General features: G+C 66.8%; 14 protein-coding genes. 12 read left to right on the top strand and 2 right to left on the bottom strand.

The genetic code is table 11. The features are described 5' to 3' along the window. Positions 1-806: FAD-binding domain-containing protein (locus MXAZACID_RS10395; protein WP_008494285.1), on the bottom strand; the 806-nt coding region annotated here is incomplete at its 3' end. Between the two features lie 312 nt (positions 807-1,118). Between MXAZACID_RS10395 and MXAZACID_RS10390 the strand changes: the two genes are divergently transcribed. The 5 genes from MXAZACID_RS10390 (at position 1,119) to MXAZACID_RS10370 (ending at position 7,562) form a co-directional block, all read left to right on the top strand. Then, positions 1,119-2,039 carry a pirin family protein gene (locus MXAZACID_RS10390; protein ID WP_008494284.1) on the top strand — a complete coding sequence of 307 codons (921 nt, stop codon included), beginning with the start codon at positions 1,119-1,121 and terminating at the stop codon, positions 2,037-2,039. A gap of 9 nt (positions 2,040-2,048) precedes the next feature. Continuing rightward, complete coding sequence (locus tag MXAZACID_RS10385; protein WP_008494283.1) at positions 2,049-2,495, top strand: OsmC family protein; 447 nt, start codon at positions 2,049-2,051, stop codon at positions 2,493-2,495. 112 nt (positions 2,496-2,607) lie between these two features. Further along, positions 2,608-4,470: a sigma-54-dependent Fis family transcriptional regulator gene (locus MXAZACID_RS10380; protein WP_008494282.1), complete on the top strand. Its 1,863-nt coding sequence runs from the start codon at positions 2,608-2,610 to the stop codon at positions 4,468-4,470. A 123-nt stretch (positions 4,471-4,593) separates the two neighbouring features. Continuing rightward, the gene (locus MXAZACID_RS10375; protein ID WP_008494281.1) at positions 4,594-5,667 is read left to right on the top strand and encodes a 2,3-butanediol dehydrogenase; all 1,074 of its coding nucleotides are present in this window, start codon (positions 4,594-4,596) and stop codon (positions 5,665-5,667) included. Between the two features lie 77 nt (positions 5,668-5,744). Then, positions 5,745-7,562, top strand: a complete 1,818-nt coding sequence (locus MXAZACID_RS10370) for an NAD(P)/FAD-dependent oxidoreductase (RefSeq protein ID WP_008494280.1) — start codon at positions 5,745-5,747, stop codon at positions 7,560-7,562. A gap of 211 nt (positions 7,563-7,773) precedes the next feature. Here the strand turns inward: MXAZACID_RS10370 and MXAZACID_RS10365 are convergent, their stop codons facing one another. Next, positions 7,774-9,162 (bottom strand): PLP-dependent aminotransferase family protein, encoded by a 1,389-nt coding sequence (locus MXAZACID_RS10365; protein ID WP_008494279.1) that lies wholly within the window; start codon positions 9,160-9,162, stop codon positions 7,774-7,776. 108 nt (positions 9,163-9,270) lie between these two features. Between MXAZACID_RS10365 and MXAZACID_RS10360 the strand changes: the two genes are divergently transcribed. From MXAZACID_RS10360 to MXAZACID_RS10330, 7 genes are all read left to right on the top strand, one after another. Continuing rightward, the gene (locus tag MXAZACID_RS10360; protein WP_008494278.1) at positions 9,271-10,131 is read left to right on the top strand and encodes a DMT family transporter; all 861 of its coding nucleotides are present in this window, start codon (positions 9,271-9,273) and stop codon (positions 10,129-10,131) included. 47 nt (positions 10,132-10,178) lie between these two features. Next, positions 10,179-12,008, top strand: a complete 1,830-nt coding sequence (gene recQ, locus MXAZACID_RS10355) for a DNA helicase RecQ (RefSeq protein ID WP_008494277.1) — start codon at positions 10,179-10,181, stop codon at positions 12,006-12,008. Between the two features lie 79 nt (positions 12,009-12,087). Further along, positions 12,088-13,911, top strand: coding sequence for a thiamine pyrophosphate-binding protein (locus tag MXAZACID_RS10350; RefSeq protein ID WP_008494276.1), 1,824 nt, complete (start codon positions 12,088-12,090; stop codon positions 13,909-13,911). A 120-nt stretch (positions 13,912-14,031) separates the two neighbouring features. After that, on the top strand, positions 14,032-15,675 hold the full coding sequence (gene mdcA / locus MXAZACID_RS10345; protein ID WP_008494274.1) for a malonate decarboxylase subunit alpha: 1,644 nt from the start codon (positions 14,032-14,034) through the stop codon (positions 15,673-15,675). A gap of 10 nt (positions 15,676-15,685) precedes the next feature. Further along, positions 15,686-16,000 (top strand): malonate decarboxylase subunit delta, encoded by a 315-nt coding sequence (locus MXAZACID_RS10340; protein ID WP_008494273.1) that lies wholly within the window; start codon positions 15,686-15,688, stop codon positions 15,998-16,000. Then, positions 15,997-16,914 (top strand): biotin-independent malonate decarboxylase subunit beta, encoded by a 918-nt coding sequence (locus MXAZACID_RS10335; protein ID WP_051060315.1) that lies wholly within the window; start codon positions 15,997-15,999, stop codon positions 16,912-16,914. The genes MXAZACID_RS10340 and MXAZACID_RS10335 overlap by 4 nt, the downstream gene beginning before the upstream one ends. Then, positions 16,901-17,509, top strand: a 609-nt coding sequence (locus MXAZACID_RS10330) for a biotin-independent malonate decarboxylase subunit gamma (RefSeq protein WP_008494271.1), incomplete at its 3' end; no start/stop codon positions are given. The genes MXAZACID_RS10335 and MXAZACID_RS10330, both read left to right, overlap by 14 nt.

Genomic DNA, 17,509 nt, shown 5'->3' with positions numbered 1-17,509 from the left:
CCCAGATCATCCTCATGCAGCAGCAAGGCGAGCTTGCCCCGGGGGAGGTCGTCGATGGCCGGCAGGGTTTGCATGGGGGGCGGATTGGGCTCGGCCACCGGCTCTGGCGCCTCGTTCAGCACCCCGTAAGGCGCAAAACGTCCGTTGCTGTAGTGCGCGATATTCGCCGCACGGGCGATATAGGGCTTATTCGGCGTCTGACATCCGGCCACCCAGCGCCAAGAGAGGAGGTTGGAGGCGGCATCGGCATCGAGCAGGTGCTGGAAGAAAAAATCCGCGCCCAGAAGCCACGGCAGTTTGAGCGTGAAGCACCAGATGCTGGCAAACCACATGCGGGTATGGTTGTGCAGCGTGCCGGTCTGCGCCAGCTCCCGCGCCCAGGCGTCAAAACAGCCGATCCCGGTCTCTCCGCGCATCGCCTGCACGGCCCGCGGCATCAGCGCCGCATCCTCCCGCAACGCTGCCAGACGCTGCCTGTAGCTGGTCCACAGCGCCGGGCGCAGCTCCAGCCAGCCTTTCCAATAGATCCGCCAGAAAACCTCCTGGATGAATTTTTCCGCGCCGCCCGCGCCGTGCCGCGCGATGACCGCCGAGATCACCTCAACCTCACTCACCAGCCTATGGCGCAGATAAGGGGAAAGACCCGAAACGGCGCTGGGCGCGCCCGGGCCCGGATCGGTGTTGCGCCCCGCCGCATAGGCGCGGCCTGCCCGGGGCGTAAACGCGGCCAACCGGGCCAAGCCGGCCTCGCGGATGGGCGGCGGCGGGCTGAAGATGCCGTTGATCGCGGGTTGATTAAACGTCATGCGCGCTCACCAGGGCACGCCAGACATCCCCCCGCGGGCGCGCGCCACTGCCCGGACAATGCGCCCGCAGAATCGGCTCTGGCCGGCCAAAGCCCGGCTGCGGATAATGATCCCCGTTCGTGCACAAGCTGCCTTCCTATTCCTGCCGGCTTACGCAGCTGGACCGCCACCGGATCAACCGCACGCGTAAAATCATCTCCGGGATTGGCAGATGCGCGGCCAGTGAGCGTCTCGCCAGCCGGTTTTCGCAGCTTTGTTTGCCCTGCCGCGACCCTGCGGCTATGCAGTATGTCAGTATGTAACGGAGGCACCATGTCCTGGCTGCACCACCCATCCGACCAGCCCGAGGGCGCCGCCGCTCTGGTGATCACCCCGGTCAGCCACGACATCGGCGGGCTGCGTGTGCGCCGGGCGCTGCCCCATGCCAGCCAGCGCATGGTCGGGCCGTTCGTGTTTCTGGACCATATCGGCCCCGCACAGTTCGAGGCCGGGCATGGGCTGGATGTGCGCCCGCATCCGCATATCGGGCTGGCCACGCTCACCTATCTGATGCAGGGGCGCATCCTGCACCGCGACACGCTGGGCAGCGCCCAGGAGATCCGCCCTGGTGCGGTGAACTGGATGACGGCCGGGCGCGGCATCGCCCATTCCGAGCGCTCGCCTGAGGATGCCCGGCGCGGCGCACAGCCGATTCTGGGGATTCAGAGCTGGGTGGCGCTGCCGAAGGCGCATGAGGAAGCGGCTCCCGGGTTTTTCCATCATGAGGGCACCACCCTGCCGCAACTTGAGGATGGCGGTATCGTGGCGCGGATCATCGCCGGGCGGGCCTATGGCGCAACCGCGCCGGTGAAAGTCTTTTCGGACACGCTTTATGTGGATGTGAGCCTTGGCATCGGCAGCGCCCTGCCCTTGCCGGATGAGCATGAGGAACGCTCGGTGCAGATCATCGCCGGTGAGGTCGAAATTGCCGGGGAGCGCTTCGGCGAGGGGCAGTTCCTGGTTTTCCGTCCCGGCGATGCGATCACCATCCGCGCCTTGGCCGATAGCCGGCTGATGCTGCTGGGCGGCGAAGCGCTGGATGGGCCGCGCCATATCTGGTGGAATTTCGTCTCCAGCTCGAAAGAGCGTATCGAACAGGCGAAACAGGATTGGGTCCAGCACCGTTTCGGGTTAGTCCCGGGTGACGACCAAGAATTCATCCCGCTGCCGGGAAGCAAGCCGGTTGGGTCATAAGGAGGCCGAATGAGCGAGAGCGTTACCGTTACCGTCACCCGTCAGCAGGATTTTCAGTTCCTGGTGGAATTCGGGCCGCAATATGCCACCATGATCGCCGATGAGCCGGCGCCGGTGGGAGAGGATATGGGGCCCTCGCCGCAGCATCTGCTGGCCGCCTCCATCGCCAACTGCCTCTGCGCCAGCCTCACCTTCGCCTGCCGGAAATATCACGAGGACCCGGGCGAGTTTTCCGCCAGCGTCACCTGTGAGATCGGCCGCAACGCGGCGAAGCGGCTGCGGGTCACCCGCATCGATGTCGCCATCACCATGAATGGCGACCCGGCCGCGGTGCCGCATCTGAACCGGGCGCTGGCGAGCTTCGAGGATTTCTGCACCGTCACCGAAAGCGTGCGCGCCGGGATCGAGGTGAATGTGCAGGTTCTGGGGCCGGACGGCGCCAGGCTGGGGCAGTAGTCCAGGCAACGCGGCGGCCCCACGCCGCGCTTGCATTCCCCACCGCCTGCGGCCAGATTTTCCCCAAAGCAAAACGGCTGCCCGCAAAGACCCGGCGGCGAGGGGAAACGCGATGAGCACGCAGGCGCATGTGCGCGAAATCGAAACCGTCTGGCAGGGCGGGGCCTCGGGGCGGGATTCCTACGTCATCCAATCCTGGCGGCGCTGCCTGGATGAGCATCATCTCGACCCGGCGGCGCGCTGCGAGGCGGTGATCCTGCCCGAGGCGCGGCTGAATGAGCATCGCGAACAGGCGCAGGCGCTGATCGGCATCGCCAGGGTCGGGCTGGAGCGGCTCTACGGGCATATCTCCGGCCAGAATTACGTGCTGCTGCTGACCGACCGCGAGGGCATCGCGGTCGAATATTTCGGCGATCCGCGCCAGGCGCGGGAGCTGCGCAAGGCCGGGCTGTATCTGGGCGCGGACTGGGCGGAGGCGCGGGCGGGCACCTGCGCGGTGGGGGCCTGCATCGCCACCGGCGAGGCGCTGACCATCCATCAGACCGACCATTTCGACATGACCCATACCCCGCTCTCCTGCACCGCCGCGCCGATCTATGATCTGGATGGAAGGCTTTGCGCGGTGCTGGATATCTCCCTGCTCACCTCGCCGGATGAGAAGCTGAGCCAGGTGCTGGCGCGGCATCTGGTCAGCGCCACGGCGCGGCGGATCGAGCTCGCCAATCTGATGGCGCAGACCAGCCGGCAATGGGTGCTACGCTTCGCCGCCGCGCCGGATTTCCTGGATGTGGACCCTGAAGGGGCCATCGCCGTGGACGCGGCAGGGCGGATCACCGGGATGACCAACCAGGCCGCCAGGCTGCTGGCGCGGGCGGCGGGGCAGGATTGGCGGTGCCCGGAGGCGCTGCTCGGGCAGAGGCTGGAGCGGTTTCTGGAGCTGGATGTGAACGGACTGCCCGGGCTGATGCGCGGCCGCCCGGCGCAGGAGCGCGGCTTGCGCACCCGCGACGGGCAGATTCTGTTCGCCCATGCCATCGAGCCGCCGCCGCGCCCAAAACCCCGCGCGGCCCTGGCTTCCATCGGCGGCATCCCGGCGCCGCTGCGCGCTCTGGCCGCCCCCGGCGCGGTGATGGATGCGCTGCTGGCCAAGGCGGCGCGGCTGGCCCGCACCGATTTGCCGCTGTGCATCCAGGGCGAAACCGGCACCGGCAAGGAGGTTCTGGCCCGCGCCATCCATGACGCCAGCGCGCGGCGCGGTGATTTCGTGGCGCTGAACTGCGCGGCCTTGCCGGAGGGCCTGATCGAAGCGGAATTATTCGGCCACGCGCCGGGCGCCTTCACCGGCGCCGCGCCAAAAGGCCGCAAGGGGCTGGTGGAGGCGGCGGATGGCGGGACGTTGTTCCTGGATGAGATCGGCGACATGCCGCTCACCCTGCAGACCAGGCTGTTGCGGGTGCTGGCCGAGCAGGAGATCCAGCCGCTGGGCGGCGGCGCGGCGCGGCGGGTGAAGCTGCGCGTGCTCTGCGCCTCCCACCGCGACCTCGCAGGGCTTGTCGCGCAAGGGCTGTTCCGGGAGGATCTCTATTACCGCCTGCACGCCGCCAGCCTCACCTTGCCGCCCTTGCGGGCGCGGGAGGATTTTGACTGGCTGGTGGCGCGGCTGCTGGCGCGGCACAACCAGGACAGGCTGCGGCTGAGCGCAGCCGCGCTGGCGGCGTTGCGGGCACATGGCTGGCCGGGCAATCTGCGCGAGCTGGACCATTGCCTGGCCACCGCCTGCGCCCTGTGCGAGGGCACGGAGATTACCCCGGAGAATCTGCCCGTGGCCCTGGCCCTGCCGGATGAGGCCGCACAGCTGCGGGCCGCCCTGGCTGAGTGCGGCGGCAATGTCTCGGCGCTGGCGCGGCGGCTGCGGATCGACCGCACCACGGCGCACCGGCGGCTGCGCAAGGCCGGGCTGCGCCGCCACAGCTGAGCGCCACAGATACCGCCACACTGTGGCGCGTCCGGGCGGTGGTTTTAACTATTTATCAACACCTTAATTTTGGCACGCGGCTTGCGCTTGATCTCCTGCAAACAAAACCAGGAGGACCAAGAGTTGCGAGCCTTACGTTTCCACGCCGCGCGCGATTTGCGCATTGAGGAGATCGCGGCGCCATCCGCCCCGCCGCCGGGGCAGATTCTGGTGCGCAACCGCTTCGTCGGCATCTGCGGCACCGATCTGCATGAATATGCCTACGGGCCGATCTTCATCCCCACCAGCCCGCACCCGTTCACCAAGGCGCATGGGGCGCAGATCCTCGGCCATGAATTTGGCGGGGTGGTGGAGGCCATCGGCGCCGGGGTGAGCCATGTGCAGCCGGGCGACCGTGTGTCCATCCAGCCGCTGATCATGCCGCGCGCGGGCGATTATTTTGCCGACCGGGGCTTGTTTCATCTGAGCCCGGAACTGGCGCTGGCGGGGTTGAGCTGGGCCTGGGGCGGCATGGCCGAGGCGGCGTTGCTGAATGACTATAATGTCGTGAAAATCCCTGACAGCCTCAGCGATGAAGAGGCGGCCTTGGTGGAGCCGAGCGCCGTTGCGGTTTATTCCTGTGACCGCGGCGGGGTGCGCGCCGGCGCTTCCGTGCTGGTCACCGGGGCCGGGCCGATCGGGCTGCTCACCGTGCTGGCTGCCCGCGCCGCCGGCGCCGGGCCGCTTTTCGTCTCCGACCTCAACGACGCCCGGCTGGCCTACGCGAAATCGATCGTGCCTGAGCTGATCGTGATCAATCCGAAGCGCGAAAATGTCGGTGAGATGGTGCGCGCACAGACCGAGGGCGGCGTTGGCTGCGATGTGGCGCTGGAATGTGTGGGCAATGAGCATGCGCTGAAGGCTTGCCTGGATGCGGTGCGCAAGCAGGGCGTGGTGGTGCAGACCGGCCTGCATCCGCATGAAAATCCTCTGGATTGGTTTCAGGTGACGTTCAAGGATGTCGATCTGCGCGGCGCCTGGGCCTATCCCACGCATTACTGGCCGAGGGTGATCAGGCTGATCGCCAGCGGCGCGCTGCCGGCCTCGAAAGTGGTGACAGCAAAAATCAAGCTGGAAGACGCGGTGAAAGAAGGCTTCGACGCCCTGCTGGACCCCAGCGGCAAACATTTAAAAATCCTGATCGACCTGCAAGCCTGAAATCAAAAAGGTTTTTGGGGGTGTGGGGTGTTTTTTCAAAAAGACCCCACGTCTTTCCTCACAAAAGGAAAACGGACATGAACAAAATCAGCAAAGAGACAAAATCTGCGACGCCACGCGCCATTGTCGAAGCCTGGCTGACCAGCTTCAACGGCGCACTCGCGGCCGGGGACGCGCGGACGGCGGCCAAGCTGTTCGCTGCCACCAGCTTCTGGCGCGACCTCATCGCCTTCACCTGGAATCTGAAAACCGTTGAAAACCCTGATGGCGTTCGCGACATGCTGGAAGCGACGCTGCCAAATCTAGGGGCGGTGCGCTTCAGCATCGAGGAAGAGCCCAGCGAGAGCGGCGGCGTGGTGGAGGCGTGGCTGTCCTTCGAGACCGGGCTTGGCCGGGGCCAGGGGCATTTGCGGCTGAAGAATAACGAGGCCTGGACACTGCTGACCACGCTTACCGAACTGAAAGGGTTTGAGGAAAATTCAGGCCCACGCCGGCCGCTGGGGGCCGAGCACGGCATTTCCAAGCACCGGCTGAGCTGGAGCGAAAAACGCCAACATGAGGCTGAGAATTTGGGTTATGAGACCCAGCCTTACGTGCTGATCATCGGCGGTGGCCAGGGCGGGATCGCGTTGGGGGCGAGATTGCGCCAGCTCGGCGTGCCGCATATCGTCATCGACAAGCATGACAAGCCCGGCGATCAATGGCGCAAGCGCTATAAATCCCTCTGCCTGCATGATCCGGTCTGGTACGATCATCTCCCCTATATCGATTTTCCGAAGAACTGGCCTGTGTTCGCGCCGAAGGACAAGATCGGCGACTGGCTGGAATTCTACACCAAGGTGATGGAGGTGAATTACTGGAGCAAGACCATCGCCAAGCACGCCGAATATGACGAGGCGAGCAAGACATGGCGCGTAACCGTTGAACGCGACGGCAAGGAGATCGAGTTGCGTCCGACGCAATTGGTGCTGGCCACCGGCATGTCCGGCAAGCCGAATATCCCGGCCTTCAAGGGTATGGATAAATTCAAGGGCGAGCAGCAGCATTCCTCGCAGCATCCGGGGCCGGATGCGTATGCGGGCAAGAAAGTTGTTGTCATCGGCGCGAATAATTCCGCGCATGACATCTGTGCGGCACTCTGGGAGGTTGGCGCGGACGTGACCATGGTGCAGCGCTCCTCCACCCATATCGTGCGCTCTGACTCGCTGATGGAAATCGGTCTCGGCGATCTCTATTCCGAGCGCGCCGTGGCCAACGGCATCACCACCCGCAAGGCGGATATGATCTTCGCCTCGCTGCCCTACCGGATCATGCATGAATTCCAGATCCCGATTTACGACGCCATCAAGAAACGCGATGCGGATTTCTATGCGTCGCTGGAGAAGGCCGGTTTCATGCTGGATTTCGGCGCGGACGGCTCCGGCCTGTTCATGAAATATCTGCGCCGCGGCTCAGGCTATTACATCGATGTCGGCGCCTGCGAGCTGGTGGCCAATGGCGGGATCAAACTGAAATCCAATGTCGAAATCGAGGAGATCACCGAGACAGGCGTGAAGTTTGTCGATGGCACCGCGCTGCCGGCGGATCTCATCGTCTATGCCACCGGCTATGGCTCGATGAATGGCTGGGCGGCGGATCTGATCAGCCAGGAGGTCGCGGACAAGGTCGGCAAGGTCTGGGGCCTGGGCTCAGACACGCCGAAAGACCCCGGCCCCTGGGAAGGCGAGCAGCGCAATATGTGGAAGCCGACGCAGCAGGAAAATCTCTGGTTCCATGGCGGCAATCTGCATCAGTCCCGGCATTACTCGCTGTATCTGGCGCTGCAGTTGAAAGCACGGATGGAGGGGCTGCCGACACCGGTTTACGGGCTTCAGAGTGTGCATCACCTGAAATAGCCCGGCCCGGGCCCCGCTTTCCCTCTGGGCGGGGCCCGGTTTTTTGAAAAAAAGCAGCAAAAACGGGTGGGGTGGCGGCAACGCTGGTGCCATCACCCCAAATCTTCGTGGGGACTTTTTGAAAAAAGTCTCCACCCCTCCGGCGGCTTTCCAACACCGCTTCGCGGTGTCGGAACCTTTGCCGCCTACGCCCGCAAAAACTTTTCCCCCCTCAGGCCTGTGCGTTTCGCAAGATCCGGTCCAGCGTCTGGAATATTCGTGGATCGGCGCATTGCGCGACGTTGAAGCGCAAAAACCCTGACGCCGTCTGCGCCGGGCTGAACACATTGCCGGGTGCGAGCACCACATCATGCGCCAGCGCCTGGCGGGCGAGCTGCGCCGCATCCACCCCTGCCGGCAATTCACACCACAGAAACATCCCCGCTTTCGGCATCATCCAGGGCCGCACGCCAATCGCCTGCAACCGCCCCGCCACCTGCCCCATCGCCGCCGCCAGCCGGGCCCGCAGCGCCTCCACATGCTTGCGCCGCCCGCCATCGCGCAGCACCGCCAGCAGCAGCTCCGCGCTCAACCGGCCGCTGGCGAAATTGGTGGCGATTTTCAGATCGATCAGCCCGTCGATCCAGCCCGGCTTCACCGCGATATAGCCCAGCCGCAGCGAAGCCGAGATGGTCTTGGAAAAACTGCCAATCTGCACCACACGCTCCAGCCCGTCGAAGGCGGCGAGGCGTGGCGAGGGCTCGGCCTCGAAATCCGCGAAAATATCGTCCTCGATGATGATCAGGTCATGCTGCTCGGCCAGCTTCAGCACACGATGCGCGCTGGCCGGGGCCAGTGCTGCGCCGGTCGGGTTATGCACGGCGCAGTTGGTGATGTAGAGGCGCGGTTTTTCCGCCGCCAGCACCTGCGCGAACGCCGCCAGATCCGGCCCCTGCGGCGTGTAGGGCACGCTCACCACCCGCACCCGATGCGCGCGCAGCAACGCCCGGAAATTGAAATAGCAGGGATCATCCACCAGCACCGTGTCGCCCGGCTCCAGCAGAAACCGGCACAGCAGATCCACCGCCTGGGTGCCGGAGTCGGTGAGCAGGATCTGCCCCGGCGCGGCCGGCACACCCTGCCCCACCAGGCGCCGCGCCAGATACTCGCGCAAGGCCGGCAGTCCGAGCGGGCTGCCATAATCCCCCAGCACCGCGGCCTCCGCCCGTGCCAGCCCGCGCAACGCCCGGCGCAGACTATCCTCCGGCAGCCAGGAGGGCGGCAGCCAGCCGCAGCCGGGCTTGAGCACATCAGCCGGCGTCTCCAGCGTCTGCCGCGAGACCCAGAGCGGATCGACATCGCGGTCCAGATCCGGGCCGGCTTCGGCCAGGTTCAGCGGCGGGGTGCGCCCGGCGACGTAAAACCCCGAACCCCGGCGGGATTCGATCACCCCTTCCGCCACCAGCCGGTCATACGCCTCCACCACCGTGCTTTTGGACACCCCCGCCTGCCCCGCCTGCACCCGGATGGAGGGCAGCCGCATCCCGGCCCCCAGCCCGCGCGACGCGATGCGCCCGCGTATCTCCCCGACAAGCTGCGCCACCAGGCTGGCTTCGGACATAGTGTACTCTCAACATTACCAGTACAGTTTGGTTGAATTGTACCTATCCTTATCTGGCTCCGCCAGAGGCTTTCCGGCCCTATCGGCTTTTTTCGGGCAGGAGCGACGATGAACAAGACGATGGGCGGCTTTGTCTGGGGCGGGCTGGGGATGATCTGTTTCAGCGGCTCGATGCCCGCCACCCGCGCCGCCCTGGCCGGGTTCGACCCGGTATTTCTCACTCTGGCTCGCGCCGTGCTGGCCGGGCTGCTGGCCCTGGCGGCCTTGCTGGCGCTGCGCCAGAGCCGGCCGGCGCGGGGTGATCTGCTCTCGCTCGCCATCGTCGCCTTCGGGGTGGTGCTGGGCTTTCCGCTGCTCACCGCCCTGGCGCTGCGCCATATCGATGCCGCGCAATCGCAGATTTTCCTTGGCCTGCTGCCGCTCTCCACGGCTTTGTTCGGGGTGCTGCGCGGCGGTGAGCGCCCGCGCAGCGGCTTCTGGATCTTCGCGCTGCTGGGCAGCGCGTGTGTGGTGCTGGTGGCCTTGCGCCACAAGGCGCAGCTGCCGCCGGCCGGCGTGGGGCTGATGCTGGCCGCCATCCTGGTCTGTGGCCTGGGCTATGCCGAGGGCGCCAAGCTCGCCCGCCGGTTGGGCGGCTGGCAGGTGATCTCCTGGGCGCTGGTGCTGGCCCTGCCCTGGATGCTGGCGCTGGGCTGGCTCAACGCCCCCGCCAGCTTCGCTGGCGTGCCCAAGGGCGCCTGGATGGGGCTGGGCTATGTCGCCTTGTTCAGCATGCTGATCGGCTTCATCTTCTGGTATCGCGGGCTGGCTTTGGGGGGCATCGCCGCTGTCGGGCAGCTGCAGCTTTTGCAGCCGGCGCTGGGGCTGGCCGTCTCGGCGGTGGTGCTGCATGAGACAGTGCCGCCGACGGTGTTTGCCAGCATGGTCGCCATTGCCGCCTGTGTCGGCGGGGCGCGGCGCTTCATTTAACCCGGCCCGAGATTGCCCCGCCACGGCGCGGGGTTGTACCCTTGGGCATGGCCAGCTCCTCCCTCGCCCGCCCGTCGGCGGACCCGCACGACCTCCTGCACCGGGTCTTCGGCCTGCCCGGCTTTCGCGGCCAGCAGGAAGAGATCGTCCAGCATGTCTGCGCCGGCGGCGATGCGCTGGTGCTGATGCCAACCGGCGGCGGCAAATCCCTCTGCTACCAGCTCCCGGCTCTGTGCCGGGAGGGGGTTGGCATCGTCGTCTCGCCTTTGATCGCACTGATGCGCGACCAGGTGGCGGCGTTGCGCCAGCTCGGCGTGCCGGCGGCGGCGCTGAATTCCAGCCTCATCGCGCCCGAGCGCGCCCAGGTGCGCTCTGATCTTCGCGCCGGCCGGCTGAAGCTGCTCTACGCCGCCCCGGAACGGCTACTGATGCCGGATTTCCTGGAGATGATGGATGGCGCGCGCATCGCCCTCATCGCCATCGACGAGGCGCATTGCGTCAGCCAATGGGGGCATGATTTCCGGCCGGAATATCTGGGCCTCTCGCAGCTGGCCGAGCGCTTCCCCGGCGTGCCGCGCATGGCGCTCACCGCCACCGCCGACCCGCAGACCCGCCAGGACATTGCCCAGAGGCTGGGGCTGGAGGAGGCGCCGCTGTTCCTCTCCAGCTTTGACCGGCCCAATATCCGCTACGCCGTGCTGCGCAAGGAGGCGCCTTTGCGCCAGCTGCAGACCTTCCTGCGCGCGCATGAAGGCGAGAGCGGCATCGTCTATTGCCTCAGCCGCAACAGCGTCGAGCAGACCGCCGCCGCGCTGAACCAGCACGGCATCCGCGCGCTGCCCTACCATGCCGGGATGCCGGCCGAGACCCGCGCCGCCAACCAGGACGAATTCCTGACCACCGAGGAGGGGCTGGTGCTGGTCGCCACCGTGGCGTTCGGCATGGGCATCGACAAGCCGGATGTGCGCTTCGTCGTGCATCTGGACCTGCCCTCCAGCCTGGAGGCCTATTACCAGGAAACCGGCCGCGCCGGGCGCGACGGGCTGCCGGCGGAAACGCTGCTGCTCTATGGCATGCAGGATCTGGTGCTGCGCCGGGGAATGATCGAGCAGAGCAACGCCCCGGCTGAGATCAAGCAGGTGGAGCGGCGCAAGCTGGATTCGCTGCTGGGCGTCTGCGAGACCATCACCTGCCGGCGCCAGGCGATATTGGCGCATTTCGGCGAAACCCTAGCCCAGCCCTGCGGCAATTGCGATAATTGCATCACCCCCGCCGAAACCTGGGACGGCACCATCGCCGCGCAGAAAGCCCTCTCCGCCGCCTGGCGCACCCGCCAGCGCTTCGGCGTCGGTCATCTCACCGATATTCTGCTCGGGGTGAAGACCGAGAAGGTGGAGCGTTTCGAGCATGACCAGCTGCCGACCTTCGGGGTGGGCAGCGAGTTGGACCGCAAAGGCTGGGGCTCGGTGTTCCGCCAGCTGATCGTGCGCGGGGCGCTGGAGGTGGACCATGAAAATTACGGCGCGCTCTGCCTGACCGAAAGCGGCGAGGCGATCTTGCGCGGCAAGGAAAGCGTGCGGCTGCGCCAGGAAGCCACCAGCGGCACTGCGCGCGGGCTGCTGAAAAAGAAAGCCAACCGGCTGGAGGTGGCGGAGGCAGACCAGGCGCTGTTCGAGGCCCTGCGCGCCGAACGCTCGCGCCTCGCGAAGGCGCAGAACGTGCCGGCCTATGTGATCTTCCACGACGCCACCCTGGCCGCCATCGCCACCGCCCGCCCCGCCAACGCCGCCGCGCTGGCGGAGATACCGGGCATCGGCGCGTCGAAGATCGAGCGCTACGGGGCGGAGATTTTGGAGATTGTGGGGGCGGGGACGTAGCCGCCGAGATTTACCCCGCCCGCCATTGCGCTATAGCCTGCCGCCATCGCTCGAAACCTACGGACTGGTCCGATCTGACATGACAAACACGCTGCGTGGTGCCGATTATATCGCCGAATTCCTGGTCGGGCGGGGGGTGAAATCCGTCTTTTTGGTGCCGGGCGGGGGGAACATGTTCCTCTCCGATGCAATGGGCCAGGCCGCCGGGCTGGAGGCGGTGCCGATGCATCATGAGCAGGCCTGCGCCATGGCGGCGGAGGCCTATTCGCGGGTCACCGAGCAGGTGGGTGTCGCCCTCGTCACCTCCGGCCCCGGCGCCACCAATGCCATCACCGGCGCGGGCGAGGCCTGGGCGGAATCCTGCCCGCTGCTGATCATCTCCGGCCAGGTCAAGCGCGCCGATCTCAAGGGTGACTCCGGCCTGCGGCAGAAAGGCCCGCAGGAGGTCGATATCGTCGAGATGGTGAAGGGCATGACCAAATATGCCGTCACCGTGATGGACGGGCAGGATCTGCGCTATCATCTGGAAAAAGCCTTGCACCTCGCCACCACCGGCCGCCCCGGCCCGGTCTGGCTGGATGTACCGCTGGATATTCAGGGCGGGCCGGTCGAGCCAGCGGCGATGCGCGGCTTCACCCCCCCGGCCCCCGCCCCGGCAGCGCCGTTGCGCGCCGCGGCGGCGCGGATGATCGAGCTGATCAACGCGGCCGAGCGGCCGATCTTCTTCATCGGCCATGGCGTGCGCCTGGGTGGCGCCGCGACGTTGCTGAGCGAGATGATCGAAGCCTTCGGCATTCCGGTGCAGACGAGCTGGAACGCGCAGGACATGCTGCCCGCGGATCATCCGCTGAATTTCGGCAAGCCCGGCACGGTGGCGCTGCGCGCGCCGAATTTCGCCATCCAGAATGCCGATCTGCTGATCTGCATCGGCACCCGGCTGGACAATTCCCTCACCGCCTTCAATCCCGGCCGCTTTGGACGGGCCGCGCGCAAGGTGATGGTGGATGTGGACCCGGTGGAGCTGCATAAATATACCCATGAGATCGAGCTGAAAGTGCTCGCGGACGCGAAGGACTTCATCGCCGCCGCGCTCGCCGAAAAAGCCGGCCTGCAACCGCGCGACCGCAGCGCCTGGTTCGCCCGCTACGGCGAATGGAAGCGGCGCTACGCGCTGAATGGCGGCGCCCCCTGGCCGGCTTCGGGCGAGATCAGCCATTTCCATTTGATCAGCGCCTTCGCCAAGGCATTCCCGGAAAACGCGCTGGTGATGACCGGCGGCTCCGGCCTGGCGATCGAGAGCTTCTGGATGACCTTCGAGGCCAAACGCGGCCAGCGCCTATGCACCACCTCCGGCCTCGGCTCCATGGGCTACGGCCTGCCGGCGATGATCGGCGCCTGCGTGGCGCGCGGGCGGGTGCCCACCATCGGGGTGGAGAGCGATGGCAGCTTGATGATGAATTTGCAGGAGCTGGCCACCCTGCGCGGGCTCAACCTGCCGGTGCGGATGTTCATCATCAATAATCGCGGCTACGCCTCCATCCGCAACACCCAGCGCAATTACTTCAATGGCCGCTATGTCGGCACCGGGCCGGAGGCGGGGCTGTTCATGCCGGATTTCGTCGCCCTGGCGCGGGCGATGGGGCTCCCCGCTATGCGCATCGAGGACGCTGCCGATCTGGAGTCCGGCATCGCCCACGCGCTGGCGCAGCCCGGCCCGTTCATCTGCGATATCAGCGTCACGCCGGATGAATCGCTCTGGCCGAAAGCTATCGCGGTGCCGCAGGCGGACGGCACGCTGCTCTCGATGCCGCTGGAGGACATGACGCCGCTGCTGCCACGGGAGGAGCTGCGGGCGCAAATGCTGGTCGGGCTGACCGAAGAATCAGAAAAAATCGTCCTCTGATCCCTCACCCACCGCGCATTGACAGCACGGCGCCGACCCCCCACCCTCCTGGCCAACGGCCGGCCTGAAGGCAGAGCGAATTGAGGGTGCCAAAGACAACATGGGCTTGAAAACATGGGTTTGAAATCATGGGATCGGCAGCGCCGTGAGCGCCAGGCGCGGCTTGATGCGGCGGCACCCCTCGCCCAGGGCAAGATCGTCCCCACGGCACGGGTCAGCGCCCTGCTGCGCGCCCTCATCCGCCCCGGGGACCGGCTCTGCCTGGAGGGCGACAACCAGAAGCAGGCGGATTTCCTGGCCGATGCGCTGGCGGCGCTGGACCCGGCCGAGATCCATGATCTGCACATCGTGCAGTCCGGCGTGGTGCTGCAGGCGCATCTGGATCTGTTCGAGCGCGGCCTCGCCCGCAAGCTGGATTTCTCCTATTCCGGCCCGCAAAGTGCCGCCATCGCCCGCGCTTTGGATGCCGGCAAAATCGAGCTTGGCGCGGTGCACACCTATATCGAGCTGTTCGCCCGCTATTTCATGGATCTCACCCCGAATGTCGCGCTGATCGCGGCGGTGCAGGCGGACCATGAGGGCAATCTCTATACCGGCCCGAATACCGAGGACACGCCGACCATCGTCGAGGCCACCGCCTTCAAATCCGGCATCGTGGTGGCGCAGGTGAACAAGCTCGTCGACAAGCTGCCCCGCGTCGACATCCCCGGCAGCATGGTGGATTTCGTCATCGAGGCGGACCGGCCCTTCTATGTCGAGCCGCTCTTCACCCGCGACCCCGCCGCCATCACCGAGGTGCAGATTTTGATGGCGATGATGGCGCTGAAGGGCATCTACGCGCCCTATGGCGTGCGCCGGCTCAATCACGGCATCGGCTTTCCCACCGCGGCGATCGAGCTGATCCTGCCGACCTATGGCGAGGCGCTGGGGCTGCGCGGCAAAATCGCCACGCATTTCGCCCTCAACCCGCACCCGACGCTGATCCCCGCCATCGAAACCGGCTGGGTGGAGCAGGTACATTGCTTCGGCAGCGAGGTGGGAATGGACCAGTATATGTCCGCCCGGCCGGATATCTTCTTCCTCGGCCAGGATGGCACGCTGCGCTCCAACCGGCTGATGTGCCAGACCGCCGGGCTCTATGCCTGCGACATGTTCATCGGCTCGACCTTGCAGATCGACCTCGCCGGCAACAGCTCCACCTTCACCAATGGCCGCATCGCCGGCTTTGGCGGGGCGCCGAACATGGGCGCGGATGCGCGCGGCCGCCGCCATGCCTCGCCGGCCTGGATGCAGGCCGGACAGGAGGCCGCCGGCGAGGCCGGCAGCCTGGTGCGCGGGCGCAAGCTGGTGGTGCAGATGGTGGAGACCTTCGGCGAAAAGCTGGTGCCGCGCTTCGTCGAGGAGTTGGACAGCGTGCGCATGGCCCGCGACCTCAAGCTCGATCTCGCCCCGGTGATGATCTATGGCGACGATGTCACCCATATCGTCACCGAGGAAGGCATCGCCAACCTGCTGCTCTGCCGCAGCACAGAAGAGCGCGAACAGGCGATCCGCGGTGTCGCCGGCTTCACCCCGATCGGGCGCGGGCGCGACCGGGCGGTGGTGGAGCGCTTGCGCGCCCGCAAGGTGATCCAAAGGCCGGAAGATCTCGGCATCTCGCCGCTGGACGCCACCCGCCAGCTGCTGGCGGCGCGCTCGGTGCAGGATCTGGTCGCCTGCTCCGGCGGGCTGTACCGGCCGCCGGCGAAATTCAGGAATTGGTAGGAGAACCGCGATGGAGCAGTTCCAGATCCGCATCGAGCCAGCCCGCCCCGCGCCGGGTGGGCGCCGTTTGGCCAGCCTTGGCGTCAACGCCTCCGGCAATCTCGAATTGCTGGTCGAGCGCAGCCTGCCGCCCGGCGAGGCGGTGTTTGACATCGCCACCGCCGCCACCGGTTTTCGGGATTTGTGGGAGGCGGTGATCAGTGATCTCTGTGCGCGCCTGCCGGTCGGCGGGCTGCATTTTTCCATCAATGATGGCGGGGCGCGGCCGGATGTGGTCGGGCTGCGGCTGATGCAGGGGGCCGCGCTGATGGAGCAGCCGGCATGAACGCACCCGGTATGAACGCGCAGAGCGATTATTATTACGAGGCCTCCGCCCGCGAGCGCGCGCAAGGTCTGCTCGACCCTGGCAGCTTCACCGAATTCATGGGCCCGCAGTCACGCTGCCTCAGCCCGCATCTGGCGCAATTCAACCTCACCGGCGCCTTCGATGACGGCATCATCATCGGCGCCGGCCTGCTGCAGGGCATGCCGGTCTATGTCGCAGCACAGGAGGGGCGGTTCATGGGCGGCGCCTTTGGCGAGCTGCACGGGGCCAAGCTGGTCGGGCTGCTGCGCGCCGCCGCCGCGCAAAAGATCACCGCCGTGCTGCTGGCGCTGGATACGGGCGGGGTGCGGTTGCAGGAGGCCAATGCCGGCGAGATGGCGATTTCCGAGGTGCTGCGCGCCATCGTCGCGGCGCGCCGCGCCGGGGTGGCGGTGATCGCGCTGGTCGGCGGGCGGGCCGGGGCGTTCGGCGGCGGCGGCATCATCGCCGCCAGCTGCAGCCGCATCATCGTCTCCGGCCATGGCCGCATCAGCGTCAGCGGTCCGGAAGTGATCGAGACCAACAAAGGTGTGGAGGAGTTCGACTCCAAGGATCGCGGGCTGGTCTGGCGGGTCACGGGCGGGCGCTCGCGCGCGCTGCTCGGCGGCGCGGATGCCTATGTCGCGGACCGTATCTCCGCCTTCCGCGATGCCGCCCTGGCGCAGATCCCCAACGCCCCGCCCTTCACACTGGAGAGCCTGCAGGCCGAACAGGCGCGGCTGAGCCAGCGCCTCGCCGCCTATGGCGTCTGCCGGGATGCGACCGAGATCTGGCGCCAGGCCGGGCTCGAGACGCCCGCACCTGTCGCGGATCTCTCTGAGGCGGATTATGCTGGCCTCTCTCGCCTTCCGGAGGCCGACCATGACGCGCGATGAGCTGCTGACCGCCCTGTTTCCCGCCGGCTGCAGCATCCAACCCGGCGGCTTCGGCACGCTGCGCGGCATGGCCGAGTTGCCGGGCACCGGGCGGGTCGAGATCATCGGCATCGAGGCCGGCACGCCGCTGGGCATCGAGGGCGCGCTGATCCTCTCCGGCCATGTGCTGGATCTGGTCGCCGCCGCAAGCCGGGCGCCGCTGCTGGTGCTGGTGGATACCGCCGCCCAGGAGATGGCCCGGCGCGAGGAGCTGCTGGGGCTGAATGAGGCGCTGGCGCATCTCGCCAAATCCCTGGCCCTGGCCGCCGAGACAGGCATGTTCACGCTCGGGCTGCTCTATGGCCGCGCCGCCGCCGGCGCCTTCATCGCCACCGCCCTCTCCACCCAGATGCTGGTGGCGCTGCCGGATGCCTATCCCAGCGTGATGGACCTGCCCTCCATCGCCCGCGTCACCAAGCTCAAGCTGGAGACGCTGGAGGCGCTGGCGCAGACCACGCCGATCTTCGCCCCCGGGCTTGAGCCGCTATTCGCCACCGGGGCGATCGCCGAGATCTGGCCGCCGGAGGCGCTGGCCGCGCGGCTGGCCGCCACCCTC

It is taken from the genome of Acidocella sp. MX-AZ02 (genome assembly GCF_000306035.1).
GTDB lineage: Bacteria > Pseudomonadota > Alphaproteobacteria > Acetobacterales > Acetobacteraceae > Acidocella > Acidocella facilis.
The sequence above is the reverse complement of the archived record's forward strand: the minus strand, read 5'-3'. Positions and strand labels throughout refer to the sequence as shown.